The organism is Novosphingobium sp. (assembly GCF_036820275.1).
Taxonomy (GTDB): Bacteria; Pseudomonadota; Alphaproteobacteria; order Sphingomonadales; family Sphingomonadaceae; genus Novosphingobium.
Genome location: NZ_DAISLT010000005.1, coordinates 158,005 through 173,653 on the forward strand (window position 1 = coordinate 158,005; position 15,649 = coordinate 173,653).

The 15,649-nt window shown below is 60.8% G+C and carries 15 protein-coding genes; 2 read left to right on the forward strand and 13 right to left on the reverse strand.

Annotated elements, in window-relative coordinates; genetic code table 11:
- Window positions 1-16 precede the first annotated feature (16 nt).
- A complete protein-coding gene (locus V7066_RS06150) occupies window positions 17-889 on the forward strand; it encodes an undecaprenyl-diphosphate phosphatase (RefSeq protein ID WP_054435805.1) in 873 nt (290 codons plus the stop codon).
- A gap of 96 nt (window positions 890-985) precedes the next feature.
- Window positions 986-2,221, forward strand: coding sequence for an aspartyl protease family protein (locus tag V7066_RS06155; RefSeq protein ID WP_231635645.1), 1,236 nt, complete (start codon window positions 986-988; stop codon window positions 2,219-2,221).
- Between the two features lie 239 nt (window positions 2,222-2,460).
- On the opposite strand, the gene V7066_RS06160 is transcribed toward V7066_RS06155, so the two are convergent.
- The 13 genes from V7066_RS06160 to V7066_RS06220 all read right to left on the reverse strand — a co-directional run bounded on the left by V7066_RS06160 (window position 2,461) and on the right by V7066_RS06220 (window position 15,647).
- Window positions 2,461-2,994 carry a YgjV family protein gene (locus V7066_RS06160; RefSeq protein WP_082370183.1) on the reverse strand — a complete coding sequence of 178 codons (534 nt, stop codon included), beginning with the start codon at window positions 2,992-2,994 and terminating at the stop codon, window positions 2,461-2,463.
- A gap of 125 nt (window positions 2,995-3,119) precedes the next feature.
- Entirely contained in the window at window positions 3,120-3,512 is a 393-nt protein-coding gene (locus V7066_RS06165) for a copper-binding protein (protein ID WP_017502290.1), read from the reverse strand.
- A gap of 11 nt (window positions 3,513-3,523) precedes the next feature.
- On the reverse strand, window positions 3,524-6,667 hold the full coding sequence (locus tag V7066_RS06170) for an efflux RND transporter permease subunit (RefSeq protein WP_132470093.1): 3,144 nt from the start codon (window positions 6,665-6,667) through the stop codon (window positions 3,524-3,526).
- Window positions 6,664-8,157, reverse strand: a complete 1,494-nt coding sequence (locus V7066_RS06175) for an efflux RND transporter periplasmic adaptor subunit (RefSeq protein WP_017502288.1) — start codon at window positions 8,155-8,157, stop codon at window positions 6,664-6,666. Before V7066_RS06175 ends, V7066_RS06170 begins: the two co-directional genes overlap by 4 nt.
- Entirely contained in the window at window positions 8,154-9,383 is a 1,230-nt protein-coding gene (locus tag V7066_RS06180; RefSeq protein ID WP_017502287.1) for a TolC family protein, read from the reverse strand. The genes V7066_RS06175 and V7066_RS06180 overlap by 4 nt, the downstream gene beginning before the upstream one ends.
- Before the next feature lie 135 nt (window positions 9,384-9,518).
- The gene (locus V7066_RS06185) at window positions 9,519-9,803 is read right to left on the reverse strand and encodes a hypothetical protein (RefSeq protein ID WP_021243444.1); all 285 of its coding nucleotides are present in this window, start codon (window positions 9,801-9,803) and stop codon (window positions 9,519-9,521) included.
- Window positions 9,804-9,906: 103 nt separating this feature from the next.
- Entirely contained in the window at window positions 9,907-10,134 is a 228-nt protein-coding gene (locus V7066_RS06190) for a hypothetical protein (protein ID WP_231635644.1), read from the reverse strand.
- A 193-nt stretch (window positions 10,135-10,327) separates the two neighbouring features.
- Window positions 10,328-10,771, reverse strand: a complete 444-nt coding sequence (locus V7066_RS06195) for a DUF411 domain-containing protein (RefSeq protein ID WP_021243446.1) — start codon at window positions 10,769-10,771, stop codon at window positions 10,328-10,330.
- 46 nt (window positions 10,772-10,817) lie between these two features.
- The gene (locus V7066_RS06200) at window positions 10,818-11,213 is read right to left on the reverse strand and encodes a DUF305 domain-containing protein (RefSeq protein ID WP_017502282.1); all 396 of its coding nucleotides are present in this window, start codon (window positions 11,211-11,213) and stop codon (window positions 10,818-10,820) included.
- Between the two features lie 71 nt (window positions 11,214-11,284).
- Entirely contained in the window at window positions 11,285-11,731 is a 447-nt protein-coding gene (locus tag V7066_RS06205) for a DUF305 domain-containing protein (RefSeq protein ID WP_017502281.1), read from the reverse strand.
- A gap of 42 nt (window positions 11,732-11,773) precedes the next feature.
- Window positions 11,774-12,499, reverse strand: coding sequence for a PepSY domain-containing protein (locus V7066_RS06210; protein ID WP_031290469.1), 726 nt, complete (start codon window positions 12,497-12,499; stop codon window positions 11,774-11,776).
- Complete coding sequence (locus V7066_RS06215; RefSeq protein ID WP_017502279.1) at window positions 12,490-13,755, reverse strand: copper resistance protein B; 1,266 nt, start codon at window positions 13,753-13,755, stop codon at window positions 12,490-12,492. The genes V7066_RS06210 and V7066_RS06215 overlap by 10 nt, the downstream gene beginning before the upstream one ends.
- Entirely contained in the window at window positions 13,752-15,647 is a 1,896-nt protein-coding gene (locus tag V7066_RS06220; protein WP_021243450.1) for a copper resistance system multicopper oxidase, read from the reverse strand. The genes V7066_RS06215 and V7066_RS06220 overlap by 4 nt, the downstream gene beginning before the upstream one ends.
- Between the last annotated feature and the right edge of the window lie 2 nt (window positions 15,648-15,649).

The following is a 15,649-nucleotide window of genomic DNA, read 5'->3' on the forward strand; positions in this document are numbered from 1 at the left end:
ATAGGACTGCACTGACATGACCGGACAATGTGCCGCGGGCGTCGACACGGGCTTCGTGACACTGGGGTATGCCAAGGTCGCCATATTGGGCGTTGTGCAAGGTATCACCGAACTTCTGCCGATTTCGTCGACCGCCCATATGCGCGTCGTGCCCGCCCTGTTGGGATGGCGAGATCCCGGCTCGGCTTTTTCGGCCACGATGCAGCTCGCCGCGCTCGCCGCCGTGATCAGCTATTTCTGGCAGGACGTTCGCCGCTTGGTGGTCGGTTCCGTGTCGGCCATCGGCCATCGACAGTTCGCCGATCCCGATCTCCGTCTGGCGATCGGGATCGCTCTTGCGACAGTCCCGATCGTGCTGGCGGGTGCTCTGCTGTCCAACAGCCTCAATACATGCAACTCCCCCTTTCGCGCCTTTCCCGTGATTGGCTGGGCCTGCATCGCGATGGCGGTGCTGATGGGTCTCACCGAGCTTCTGGCGCGCCACAGCCGCAGCGTTGAGAAGGCATCGCTAGTTGACACATTGCTCGTCGGGCTTGCGCAGGTCGGTGCCCTCATTCCAGGCGCATCGCGCTCTGGATCAACGCTCACTGCCGCGCTCGCGCTCGGATTCAAACGCGAGGAAGCAGCCCGTTTCTCGTTCCTGTTGGGCATTCCAGCGATCGCTCTCGCGGGATCAAAGGAAATATGGGAGCTGCATAAGACTCATCTCGATATGCATGGCTGGTCCGTTTTGGCGCTCGGTCTGGTTGTCGCGTCCGTTTCGGCATTCGCCGCGATCTGGGCGCTGATGCGCGTCCTTGAGCGGTTCTCCGCTTGGCCGTTCGTCATCTATCGTGGGACACTTGGCGTGCTTCTGCTCGTTGCGACCTCGAACGCGTGGCTGATTTGACTTTGGAGCGCCACATAAACGAGTGCGAGCGTCACGCACAACGGCGAGGCTAATCGCTGGGCGACTGGGCACCTAAACCTTTATGGCCCGACTAAAGTGAAAGACACCAAGATGATTTGGGAAGGTGTTCCGGTTACTCGGCGTCACATGATGAGGGGGCTCATTTACGCCGGCGCTTTCGTAGCTGAAGCTCATTTCAAGCTTACCCAGGCGCGCGAGGTGACCGCGCGCCAGGAATGGACGGGGTTTTCTACCTCCCCTCTATGGCAACCGTTCAGCCTTGTAACAGGCGATACGATAATTCTCTCGATCGACGTGGCGGGTCTTAGCGTTGGCGCGATTATTGACAGTGGTAGCGCAGCATCGATCATTAGTTCTTCGCTAGCGACAAAATTAGGGCTCTCACCTACTGAGAAGCGAACAGTTCGAGGTGTCAGCGGGCGAGCAAGTGCTCTGTTGGCACGCAATATCGAGATAAAGTTTGGAGGTGAACGGCGACGCTTGCCCTCTGTCTTCATAGCCGACCTGAAAGCCGTTTCGTCTGCGCTAGGCCGCCCCGTCGAGATGGTGCTTGGCGAAGACATGCTGGCGGAGCGTTGTGTCGCTTTCGACTTTGCCAACCGGCGCCTTTCAGTTGGCGCCACAGGCGGATTTGCGGGCGAAAAAGGCTGGGAGCGCGTTTCGCTTATACACGGGTCGAACCGCGAACTCCTTGTGGACGCCTCTGTGATGGACCTCGCAAATATGCCTATGGTCTTCGATTTGGGGAGTTCAACGGCGTTAATGCTGGCCCCGTCTTATGTAAGTGATCACCGACTCCTTCAAGGAGTTCGTCAGTCCACAGCTGCGATCGGAGGCATCGACGGCATAACGAGTGCCACCACGTTCATTACCGATCGAGTTAAATTAGGTAAAGTTCCGATCCGGGCCGCCCCGACGCTTTCCCCCACAACTTGGCTTTCCACCAGTGCCGTCGGAAGCATAGGACTACCTTTAATCGCACAGTTCGATGTGGTGCTTGACGTTTCAGCCGGCCAGCTTTGGCTCAGGCCGGCCCAGCGGGGCTTACCAATGCTAGAGGATCACAGCGGCTTTGGATTGGCGCTTACCAAAGACGAACTCCACGTTGTTCATGTAGCGAAAAACAGCCCCGCTGCCCAAAGCGGCTGGGGCGTTGGAGATGGCATTCTCGCAATCAATGGTCGCGATATCGATTCATCATATACTTTCGACCATCATTGGCGGTGGCGCTTCATGAAGCCCGGTACGATCGTGGCGTTGAAGGATCACTTAGGGCGGACGCGCGACCTTTGTCTGGCCGATTATTATTAAAACGACCACCAGAATGAGGTTGCCAAAGAACCAAACAACGACGTCGCGACCGATGCCGCGCCTGCTAAGCGCAATGCCGATGCCGATGATGAATGTCACCGGATATGAATCATGTTGAGTAGCAACCTATGCTCCGGAGGCCCATCCCACAGGATTTTTCGTCTGAGATCACTGTACATCGACCGTAGTTAGACGGCGATCGTTGTTAGATATCCAAATCAAGCTAAGATCGCGACGGGCTAGGTAATCGACGCGATTAATGTTGAGGCGCGCGCTGAAACGCCCCGTCGCACGAGGAACTTTACCAAGTTCGCCAAGTTAGAAGCTAACGAGACCAGATCCGTGCCCAATGCGAACAAAGCTCCGACCATCAAATTGTGGGCGAGCCAAAACGGTGCGCCTGCCAGGAAAATGCCTTTCATCCGCGTCGTTGAGGTCTGAAGTCTTGCGAGACTGCCCAACGAACTGCCGGCAAATGCCAAAGCCGACGGGATGCCGTGCCAAGTCACAACCGAGAGGAAGGCCAACAAAATGAGGGTCGCTCCATAAAGTCTCTTAACCACGTAGCGATCGCGCACTGACGCGGAGATGACGAGCTGCGAGCATGAAATGAGGCACGCTATCGCCGCAGTGGGTGAGCCGAGCATCAAAAAATAGAGCGCGAAGGCGGCAGCACCCGCGCTCTGGATTTTCACCGCGGTTCGATAGTCGTCGAAAAACGGCCAGCTAATGACGCACAAAAGCGCGACGCAGCCGAACGCGGTGGCAATCATGATTGCCGCCACCCGGTTGTTTCGCTCAAGACCTGCGTTTCGCGCCCAGCTCTATCTTTCTTCATAGTGCAAGCGTGAACGAACAAGGTTAATTACGATTTAAGAACGCCCGTAGTAGCGCGGATTTACGGCTGCTTTTGGATCGCCGTTACCTCGCCGGCGTTGCCCGTCAACATAAGGTCAAAATCGACCTTATCGCCAACCTTCACTGCATCTGTGATCGCCGGGGCAGCCTTGAACGCCATTGTCATTGCCGGCCATTTGGCTTCGGGGATGGCGCCATGATCGAGTGTGATCGTGCCCGCAGACTTGTCGATCGCGGTGACCGTGCCGTGTCCCTTCACCTTGATTGCAGTGGCAGCCGACGGCTCCATCGCCATATTTGCCATGTTGCCGCTCATAGCGGCGGCGGGTTCTGCCTTGTTGGTCTCGACCGCAACGGGCGGTTCGGCTTTTTTCCCGCAAGCGACGGTCAGTGCCGCGAGGCCGAGGGCAAAGGTCAGTCGTCCGTAGTTCATGGTCTTCTCCTTTATAATGAAACGTGTTGGTCATTGGGCTTCATCTTCGGCCGCCGAAGCAGCAGATAGGCGGCAGGCAGGACGAACATCGTCAACAGCGGCGCGGTCAGCATGCCGCCTATCATCGGCGCGGCGATCCGGCTCATGACTTCGGATCCGGCGCCCGATCCCAGCAGGATCGGCAAGAGGGCAGCGAGGATCACGGCGACCGTCATCGCCTTGGGCCGGACCCGCAAAAGCGCCCCTTCGCGCACGGCAGTTTTCACCTGATCGGCGTCGGGAGCCCCGCCCCGCTCCTCAAGCGCATTCTTAAGGTAGATCAGCATCACGACGCCGAATTCGGCGGAGACGCCCGCCAAGGCGATGAACCCGACGCCGGTCGCGACCGACTGGTTGAAACCTAGAAGATAGAGGATCCAGAAGCCGCCCGTCAGTGCGAACGGCAAAGTGCCCATGATCAAAGCTGCTTCATCGAACCGCCCGAAGATCATGTAGAGCAGCACGAAGATGATCAGCAGCGTCGCTGGCACGACGAGCTTCAATTTGGCAACGGCACGCTGGAGATATTCGAACTGTCCCGAATAGGCGACGCTAACCCCTGGCGAGAGCGTCACCTGTCTTGCGATCGCATGCTGCAGGTCACTCACGACCGACGCAAGGTCGCGTCCGCGCACGTCGACATAGACCCAGGTCGATGGGCGGGCGTTTTCGGTCTTGAGCATCGGGGGCCCCTCAGCGATCGAGACGCGCGCAATGGTGCCGAGCGTGATCTGCTGTCCGGACGGGGTCAGGACCGGCAGCATCCGTATTCCGTCAAGACTGTCGCGTAGCTCCCGCGGATAGCGGACGCTGATCGGATACCGTGCCAGCCCCTCGACCGTCTCGCCGATCGTCTCGCCGCCGATCGCGCCAGAGACGATCCGCTGCACGTCCGTAATATTGAGCCCAAATCGGGCGGCAGCGGCCCGATCGACATCGACATCGACATAGCGCCCGCCCGTCAAGCGCTCTGCGAGCGCCGAACTGACCCCAGGCACGGTTTTCGCAACTGTCTCGAGATCGTGCGCGATGCGGTCGAGCTCAGCGAGGTCAGCACCCGACACCTTGACCCCGATCGGGCTCTTGATGCCGGTCGCCAGCATGTCGATCCGGTTGCGAATGGGCGGCACCCACACATTGGCGAGGCCGGGCAGTTTTACCGTTCGATCAAGCTCCTCGACCAGCTTGTCCGGAGTCATGCCCGGTCGCCATTGGTCGCGAGGTTTGAACTGGATCGTCGTCTCGAACATCTCAAGCGGCGCAGGATCGGTGGCAGTCTCGGCGCGGCCGGCCTTGCCGAACACGCTCTCGACCTCGGGCACGGTCTTGATCAGGCGGTCGGTCTGCTGGAGCAGGTCCGACGCCTTCGCCGCCGAGAGACCCGGCAGCGCCGAGGGCATGTAGAGCAGATCACCCTCCTCCATCTTCGGCATGAACTCGCCGCCAAGCTGGGTGAGCGGCCAGGCGGTTGTTGCAAAAGCGAGCGCCGCGATCAGCAGTACGGTCCTTGGCCGCCGCATCGTCCAGTCGAGCGCGGGCCGGTAGATGTTCGTCAGCCAGCGATTGACCGGGTTGGACTGCTCGGGCGGAATCTTGCCCCGGATCAGCAAACCCATGAGCACCGGCACCAGGGTCACCGAAAGGATCGCCGCCGACGCCATCGCATAGGTCTTGGTGAAAGCGAGCGGTGCGAACAGCCGCCCTTCCTGTCCTTCCAGCGTGAACACCGGAATGAACGACAGGGTGATGATCAGAAGGCTGAAGAACAGCGCTGGCCCAACTTCGGCTGCCGCTTCGGTGATGACGGTCCATCGGGTATCCCCCTCGAGATGTTCGTCCGGGTGATCCTCCTCCCATCGCTCGATTTTCTTATGGGCATTCTCGATCATGACGACCGCGGCATCGACCATCGCGCCGATGGCGATCGCGATGCCGCCCAACGACATGATGTTGGCATTGACCCCCTGGAAACGCATGACGACGAAGGCTGCCAGCACACCAAGCGGAAGCGTGAGAATTGCAACGAGCGCCGAACGGACATGCCAAAGGAAGAGCCCGCAGACGATCGCAACGACTATGAATTCCTCGACCAGCTTGTGGGTCAGATTCTCAACGGCGCGGTCGATGAGCTGCGAGCGATCATAGACCGTAACCACATCGACGCCGGGTGGCAGGCCCTTCTTGAGCTCTGCGAGCTTGTCCTTGACCGCCGCGATTGTCTCGCGCGCATTCTTGCCCGAGCGCAGGATCACAACGCCGCCCGCGACCTCGCCCTCACCGTTCAGTTCGGCAATCCCGCGCCGCATCTCGGGGCCGGCCTGGATCGTGGCAACGTCGCCCAGTCGCACCGGCACACCGCCGGCTGCGGTCCTTAAGGGAATGGCGCGGAAATCGTCGAGCGTCTTCAGATAGCCGGAGACACGGACCATATATTCGGCCTCGGCCATCTCCAGTACCGAGCCGCCGCTCTCCTGATTGGCCTTCTGAATGGCATCGACCGTCTGGGCGTGGGTCACGCCGTAGGCGGCGAGCTTCACCGGATCGAGCAGCACCTGATATTGCTTCACCATGCCGCCAATGCTGGCGACCTCTGCGACCCCCGTTACCGTTTTCAGCTCGTAGCGCAGGAACCAGTCCTGAAGCCCGCGAAGCTGCGAGAGATCGTGGCGGCCAGTGCGATCGACCAGCGCATATTCATAGACCCAGCCCACCCCGGTCGCATCCGGCCCCAGCGCGCTGCGGGCGCTGGCCGGCAGCCGGCCTTGTACCTGGTTGAGATATTCGAGCACGCGGCTGCGCGCCCAATAGAGATCGGTGCCGTCCTCGAAGATCACATAGACAAAGCTGTCGCCGAAGAAGGAATAGCCGCGGACGGTCTTTGCGCCGGGCACAGAGAGCATTGTGGTGGTGAGCGGATAAGTGACTTGGTTCTCGACGATCTGCGGCGCCTGCCCGGGATAGGAGGTGCGGATGATCACCTGCGTGTCCGAGAGATCGGGCAACGCATCGATCGCGGTCGATCGCACCGCCCAGACGCCCACGCCGATCAGCGTCAGCACCCCAATCATGACGAAGAAGCGGTTTCTGACTGACCAGCGGATGAGATGGGCGATCACTGGCCCATTACCTTCGCCATGCGTCGCACGGTTGGTCCACTCGGTGGTTGATCGAACCCGAACCGGACCCGGTCGCCCGTCTTTAAGCCGCGCGCGACTTTCGGGTCTGTGAGCTGAAACGTCATCGTCATCGCTGGCCAGCCAATGGCTGGCACGGCTTGATGGCTCAGCGTCACCGACTGGGCGGTGATCTTTTCGATCGTACCGACGGTCTCATAGACTGCGCCGGTCGGCATAGGTTTGGCAGGACTCTTTGGCATGTCAGCACCGATCGGCCGTGCTTCCACGCCCGAGAGGCTTGCTTCGGAATCGATCAGGAACTGACCCGAAGCGACGATCTTTTCGCCTTCGCTCAGGCCCGCCAGAATCTCCGTATCATCGCCAGCTTCCCTCCCAGTTTGCACCTCGGCAGGGCGGTAGCGCCCCTTGTCGAGCGCGAGCATGACCAACGTGCGCTTGCCAGTGCGGATCAGGGCTTCGGACGGCACCAGCAACGCCGGCTGCGCGCTCCCGCCAAACGAGACGGTCGCAAACATGCCGGGACGCAGTCGCCCGCCGCGATTGGGCAGCTCGATCCGAACGGTGAGTGTGCGGCTGTCGGCCTGTGTCTCGGGGAGGATCGCCGAAACGCGCCCGGAGATGGTTTCGCCGGGGAAGGCTGCAAGCGCGGCTCGCACCGCTTGTCCAGGCTTCAAGGGACCGGCGACCGCTTCCGGCACGGCGGCATTCAACCAGACCGTGCCGAGCCCGTTGACCTCGGCAAGCGTCTGGCCTGCCATCAAGGTCATGCCGCCCCGCACGTTCAACGTCTTGATCACGCCGCCCGTGGGCGTGGAGATGGTGATCACATTATGCGGTCGTCCGGTTTGCTCGACCGATGCGATCGTGCCGGAGGGCATGCCGAGCAGCATGAGCCGTTGACGCGCGGCCTGGATCAGAGCGGCGTTGCCGGTGCGGCGGACCGCCAGAAACTCGGTCTGTGCGCCGCCCCATTCCGGCACCAGAACATCGGCAAGCGGCGCGCCTGCACCGATCACATCACCAGGTGCGCGGCCATAGACACGGGAAACGAAGCCGCCTGCACGCGCCTGAACGATCGCAACGTCGCGCTGGTTGAAGTCGATCGTGCCGGTGGCGGTGAGACTGCTCGCCAATTCGCCGCGCCGCACAGCCACCGTTCGCATCCCGAGCGCCTGGGAGGCGGACGGGTCGATCGATATTCCCGGCTGTGCCGCGCTTGCCCCCACCTCATCCGCATAGCGCGGGATTGTTTGCATTCCCATCGACGACAGGCCTGGACCGTCATGATGCTCAGCGGGGATCATCGGGTCATACCAATAGAGGATCTTGCGTGCCGGCGGTTTGGCGGCCGTAGCGTCGGGTGATCCTCCTCTCCATTCAGAGATGGTGAAACCGACCCCGCCAGCGGCGACCGCGAGCAGCGCCGCGGCACCGAAAAGGCCGCCCCGAGGGATTGTGAAATGGCTCATTGCGATTCGCTCCGATACGTAAGGTTCAGTCGAACACCGTCAGCAGCGACAAGGGCTTCACGGTCGAGAGTGTTGAGGGTGACGTCGGCAAGGGCCGCATAGGCATCCGCGATATCGACAAGATTGGCGCGACCTGCCCCGTAGCTTGCCGTCTCCAACGTCACCCGCTGCTCGGCGAGTGGCAGCAATGTGTCCCGCGCGCGCAGCCACTGTTCATGATGCATGATATGGTCCGCAAGATCGGTTTCGAGATCAGCGGCCAGCGCCCGCAGGGCCGCGTCGCGTTCGGCCAGGATGCGTCCGGCATTCTCCTGGGCCGCCGCAATGCCCGCATTCTGTCGACTGCGGGTAAAGAAGGGCAGACTGACCGTCACACCGGCTGACACATAATCTCCAAAACGAGGGTCGCGGCGTTGATAGGCAAGGTTCACCCCGAAGTCGGAACGGCGGTTGGCATCGGCCATACGCACATCGGCCATTGCCTGACCGGACTGGGCGTCGATCATTGCCATGGTGGGAAGGCGATCCAGGCCAGCGCGCAGTTCGGCCCCATCGACAGGGAAGTCGGGAATAGATCCGGCAATTTCAGGCGCCGGGTCACCCGTCCATCGCGTCAGAGCAGCCCGTGCCCGCGCTATGTTTGAGACCAGTTCGCTGCGACGATCTTCTAATGAGGCGATAGCCTGTCGGCCGGCAAGAGTCTGCGCAGGCCGGGCATTGCCCGACGCGACGGCACTGGGCGTTGTCCGCACCACGCGCTCCAGACGGGCTAGAAGATCATCAAGCGCGGTCAGCCGGCGCTCGGCATAGGCAAGGTTGATCCAGGCAAGCGCAGTGCCGACCTCAACCGAACGCGCCTCAAATGCGGTGTCGGCATCTGCAGCCTTGATATCGCTGTCAGCGCGGGCGCGTTGCGCACGGCGCTTGGCGAGGTTGGGAATATCCTGGGACACGCCCACCCGCGCCATCGTGAAATTGTCCTGCCCGGGAGCAAACGCCAATGGCCCCGAGATCGGGAAACTGTCGAGCCCAACGGCCAGAGTCGGATCAGGTAGCGATCCGGCGCCGCCACGAGCGGAACGAGCGGCCTCGGCGGCGAGCGCCTTGGCCTTGATCGACGGCGCTTCCTGCCGCGCGCGCTGGAGCGCAGCGTCGAAAGTGAGGGGACCAGCGAATGCAACGCCGGGGATTGCCGCGAGCAGCGGCAGACAAACAAACAATCGCATGGAAAACTCCTGATCGGAGGATCAGGCCGGCGTCGCGCACTCTGGCAGGCATGTCAGTGGCGGCGGGATGGGGGCAATCCCGCCGCCACTGCTGGCCTGGCCGTCTATGCGACCTTACACGGCCAGAGGCTGTGCCTAGCCGGCCGAGGGAGCCGACGAAGGCGATGCCATGCTATGCATCTCCTTCATGCAGTCCGCCGCGCTCATCTTCATCATGTCGCAGTTGCAGTTCGCCATCTGCGGAGCATCGGGCACCCAGACGCGACGGGGGCTCATAGATGGCGCACGCGGGCCATAGTTTGGCGATTGACGCCATTCATAATGGCCAGACTGCGAGTTTGTGTTGGGTTCGCCGGCGAAAGCGGCAACGGGAGCGGCAAGCGCAATGCCCAGCAGGGCATAGAAAACACGGTTCTTCATGACTGTAATCCTTGGGCAAAATATCGTGGTAGCCGCGGGTCAGACAGGATTTTCAGATGCGCGATAGACGCAAGAATCCTGTCAGCCTGGCAGCCGGTGTCGATCAGCCAAGGAGAGTCGGTGGTTCCGGTTCGGGAGTGAGGTCACTGCCGTGCAGGACAGTGATGGTTGCCCAGAAGGGCAGAGCTGGACTGGCTTCGCGTGCTTCCAGCATAGGCGCGTCATTACGAACGGCCAGCGGAACGACGCAGCCCATGGCCGCGATGCATTCCAGGGTTATGCCCTTGCAAGGCTTCTGAGCAGGTTGTTGCTGCTGTGCCATTATCTTCATGCAGTCTTCCGACATCCCAGCCACGGCCTGCACAGACGTGGCCATTGGGGCGGACATCGCAGGCGGAGCGGACGCAAAGGCCGCCGCTTGGCCAATCAAGCCAACCATGGCTCCCAGAAGGAGAAGAAGTTGCAAAACGCGTTTCACAGCCGTTATTTATTACGCCTCGTAGCATCAAAGATCAACGAGATGGTCACCCGCCGTGTCGGGCAAATACCGTCTGACCCGCCGATCCGAAGGCGATGACAGAGTAGGGTTGTGGTTTTTGGCCGGGGACTTCCATCCCCGGAGAACCCAGCGGCATGCCCGCTACGGCCAATCCCTTTACGCCCTTCGGGCGCTTCGCGATCGCGCGCTTCATGTCGGCAATGGGAACGTGGCCCTCGAAAACTATGCCATCGACAATTGCAGTATGGCATGATGCCAGCGCAGCGGGCACGCCTTGAGCGCGTTGAAAGCGGCCGCGTTGCTGGTCGTCGACGATATTGACGCTTTGTCCAAATTGTCTGCGCACCTGGGCCGCCCACTGTTCGCAGCAACCGCAACCAGGGTCACGATGCATGATGATCGGGGCAGCTTCGGCGCTGGCGACGGAGAAGGCTGCTATGAACGCAGCGAGGGCAAATTTGAGTGTCATACGATCCCTTATTGGTTCCCCCGCCCCTGGGCGGGGGAGGAAAGGTCTATTGGGCGCGCTTGTTGTGGGCTCTCAGCCAGCCTTGAAGCTCGCCCACTTCTCGCGTTTGCTCGGTGATTGACTTGTTCGCCATCATTCGGACCTGCGCGTCCTTGGTGTCGCGCAAAACGATGCGTGACATCGCAATCGCACCGCGATGATGCTCGATCATCTTGCGCACCCAGGTCTCCGTTGCATCGCTGCCCGTGGCGGACATCATCTTCTGATGCATCTCCATTTCTGCAGGCGGGTAAGGATTGGCTGGCGTGGGGTTCATGGTCTGGCGCATGTCCATCTTGCTATGGTCCATGCCCTGCATTTGGGCGATCGCCGGCGCGGCCACCAATCCAGCGATGATGATGGGGACTATTTTCTTCACAATTCTCTCCTCAGCGCCCCGCATTGATAATACGCATGGGCGCGCCATTTCCCTCGTGAGGCGGCACAAAATTTACGGGAACGGGAGCGCGAAGCCTACTTGCGGGCTAGAATAGCCTTCATTTCATCGATTTCGCGGCGCTGAGATTCCTCGATGCCGCTGCACAGACGAACGATTTCCGGATCCTTCAAGGAGGCCTCGCGGCACATCAGGATCGCGCCCGAATGATGCGGGATCATCGATCGGAGGAATGCTGTATCGCCGATCGTTGTTTGCGTGCGGATGAGGGCAAATGATCCGGCGAATATCGCAACTGACCCTAATATAAGGGCCGCGTTTGCCTTTTTCGACGGGAACATATGGCCCATCGCGAGGACCATCAGCACCACCATGGGCGCCACCATCATTAGCGTCATGTAGAGCATATTCAGGTTGTTGTAGAAGCTCCCCAAGCTGTCGATCATGACGAACATCACCAGATACATGATGACGCCGCCAACCAAGGTCTGCAGGGCGAGGCTCGCATAGGCATTTTTCATCATTGGTCGTCTCCTTTGGCCCCCGCCCCGATCCTGCTTGACTATTCAACCCGTGCGGCGTCGCTTTCGCGGCCACCGAAGATACAAAAGTGCCGAACCCGCGATCGCCAATGCGAGACCACCTGCGGCAAACGCCATCAACCACGGCGTGTTGAAATTTTCGTGGTTTTTCCAATCCATGATGTGGAGCGCCCAGAAGAAATCGTACAGGCGCCACGTTCCATTTCTCACAGCGACGATCCGACCACTATTCTGGGCAACATAGACGCGGGTCGCTTCGCGGTCAGGGAAGTCCACCCGCCAGGCCGGCAGGACGCCCTTGAATTCTGGGGTCGACGCCACAACCAGGCGCACGCTCGGCGGCTCCGACGTACCACGGTAGGCCTGTATCGCCACCGCGCGAGCCATCGCAGCGTTCACGGGACCAAGTCGACGACCTGTTTCTGCATCGTGGAGTGAGATCGTCCCATCGATAGACTCGACCTCCGCAATCTCGCGGCCGAGCAGCGCGCGATATCGGACTTCACGCACGGGTCTGGTCGCCGCGCGCAACACTAGGTCCAACGGCGCGCGCGATCTCGACTGTTCCAATATCGCCGGCGACGATCGCTCGACGAGATGTTCACCGCGGACTCGCTCGATCGGCAACAGGCTCATGACAAGACCGCTCGCAAACCAAAGCAGCAGCTGGACGCCGATAACCAGGGCTAACCAGCGATGAACGCGGCTAGCCCCGATGTGGAAGCGGAGTTTGGCGCTTCTCAGAACCAGGTCCGAACACCGATTACAAAGCTGGCCGCCTTCACGTCCCCTCCGTCTGAGCGTGCATAGTCCGCCGTCCGCCCGAACTTTCGGTCGTAAGAAACGCCGATGTAGGGGGCAAATTCGCGGCGCAGTTCGTAACGCAAACGCAGTCCCAATTCGGCGTTCGTGATGCCCGCTCCAATCCGCGTCTCCGGGACATTTTGTGCTGAAAGGTTCACTTCCAGGCGCGGCTGGAGAATGAGGCGTTGCGTGATACGCTGATCATAATAGCCCTCGATCCGCCCCAACACCTCGCCTTTGTTCGACAGAAACAGGGCAGCCTCGGTCTCAAACCAGTAAGGCGCCACCCCCTCAATACCGATCGTCGCATAAGTACGGGATGGGTTGGGTTTGAAATCGTAACGGACACCCGCCTGGAGGTTCCAATAAGGGTCGAGTGCACGACTGTAGAGCGCCTGAACTTCTGCGGTCTCCATGTAGGTGCCGCTTCTGCCAGCAAGAACGCCCTCACCCTCTGTCTTGACCACCAGCCGATCGAGATCCTTGCCGAACCATGCCTCCCCGTCCCACCGATAGCCGTCGCGGCCGTTACGGACCTGATATTCCGCCAGATTGAACAGGATCATCGAGCTGGATGAGCCGCCATGTTCCTTATGCAGCATGGTACGCGAAGCCGCCATCTCGCCGTTTTTGTAGACGCGGTCGGCATAGTTGTCGGTAGGAGGTTGGGGTGCAGGGGCGTTGCCGGGCATGAGACTGGTGCCACCAGCGCCATGGGCTGCCATCGGCCCATCCATCGCCATGCCGGGCATCGACGACATATCGTGCTGCATCGGCTGACCGCCGGGTGCCGCCTGCATGTCCATGCCGGGCATGTCGTGTTTCATCGTACCGCCCGCCCCATCGGGCATGGTCATGCCAGGCATGCCGGACATGTCGTGGCCGGCATGCGGGTCAGCCGTTGGAGGCGTCTTGTCACCGGGCATCTCCATGCCGGACATAGCCCCCATGCCCGACATGTCGTGCGGCGCCGACTTGGGTTTTGCTGCCGGTGCCCGGCGCTTCGGGGTGGCAGGCTTGCCCTTAGCCGTGGGCGCAGCGGCGCGCCTGGGCTGGCTTGCTGGCTTGGCCACCGGCTTTTTCTTCGCCGCTGGCTGAGCAGCAGGCATGTTCATGCCCGGCATATTCTGCATCGACTGCGCGCTGACTGGGGTCGCCAAGGCGAGCGGGGCCGCGCCGATCAGAAGGAGAAGCGACTTCATGCGGCATCTCCCCGGGGACGGACAGAGACGACGCGCATCATCCCGGCATGCATGTGATAGAGCATATGGCAGTGAAACGCCCAGTCGCCGACTGCGTCTGCGGTGACGTCGAAACTTACCTTGCCTCCTGGTGCGACATTGACGGTGTGTTTGCGCGGCGAATACTCGCCATGCCCGGTCACCAGCTCGAAGAAATGCCCATGAAGATGGATCGGGTGCGACATCATCGTGTCATTGACGAGCGTGACGCGGACCCTTTCGTTTTCGATAAAGGGAATGGGCTCGCGCTTGTCACTGAGCTTCACCCCATCGAACGACCACATATAGCGTTCCATATTCCCGGTCAGGTGGATTTCCATCGCGCGGTCTGGCGCGCGAACATCGGGGTTGCGCTCCACCGCCATGAGATCGCGATAGACAAGAACCCGGTGGCCAACGTCTTCGAGACCCTGTCCCGGTTCTCCCGTGCGATCCATCGGCATGGGCGAGATCGTCTGGACACCCGGTCCCATCTTAACCTGCGGCGCTTTGCTGGCGTCGCGCATGTTCATGCCGCCCATTCCGCCCATCGCCATGCCGCCCATTGTATCACCGGACCCGCTGCCCATTCCGGGCATGTTGGCCATGGAACTATCCGCCGGTTTTTGCATGCTTGGCATCGACGCGCCGGCCCCCATATCCATGCCTGCCATCCCGCCCGCGGCAGCTCCGCCGGCAGACATGTCATGCCCCATTGCTGCGTGGTCCATGCCGGACATGCCGCTCATATCCATGTCCCCCATGCCCATGTCCTTCATATCGGCAAGGGGCCGCTTGCGGAGCGGCGGAACTTCGGCCGTCATGCCTTCACGCGGAGCCAGTGTGGCGCGTGCCATGCCCGAACGATCAACGGATTCACCGACCAGCGTGTAGGCGCGATCATCGGTCGGAGTAACGATGACATCATAGGTCTCGGCAACCGCGATCTGAAACTCGTCGACCTCGACCGGCCTGACATTGAGCCCGTCGGCCTGAACAACCGTAAGTTTGAGACCGGGAATCCGGACATTGAACGTCGTCATCGCGGAGGCATTGACGAAACGCAGGCGAACGCGCTCACCTGGCTTGAAAAGCGCGGTCCAGTTGTCCCGTGGGCCATGCCCATTCACGAGATAGGTATAGGTCGAGCCCGTGACATCGGACACGTCGGTCGGATCCATCCGCATATTGCCCCAGTCAAGTCGGTCCTTGAGGGGTTGGTCTTCCTTGGCCAGCAAACCGGCCAGCGTTTGCCGCTGATAATTGAAATAGCCACCGCCGACCTGCTTGAGCTTCCGGAAAATTGCGTGCGGATGCATCTGGCTATGGTCGGAGAGCACGATGACATGCTCTCGATCCGACTGAATCGGATCCTCGCCTTCCGGGTCGATGACAATCGGTCCGTAATGACCTAACTGCTCCTGCAGCCCCGAATGGCTATGATACCAATAGGTGCCAGCCTGGACGATGGGGAACTCATAGACAAAGGTCGACTTGGGCTTGATGCCGGGGAAGCTGATGCCGGGCACGCCGTCGAACTGGAACGGCAAAAGCAGGCCGTGCCAGTGGATCGAGCTGTCTTCCTCGAGATCGTTGATCACCGACAGGCGGACGTTTTGGCCCTGACGCAGACGGATGAGGGGCGCAGGCACAGTGCCATTGATGCCGATGGCATGGCTCTGTCGGCCGTCGATCATCATCATCTGATGCGCGATCTTGAGCGTGATATCGTTCCCGCTGACCGTTGGCAGTGGCTTGGCAATCCCGGACGAAATGGGTTGAGCCCATGCCGGCAGCCATGCCGACAATGCGAGGCCACCGCCGGCCAGCGCAGCGCCGCGGAAAAGGTCGCGGCGGTTCAATCCGGGGGACATAA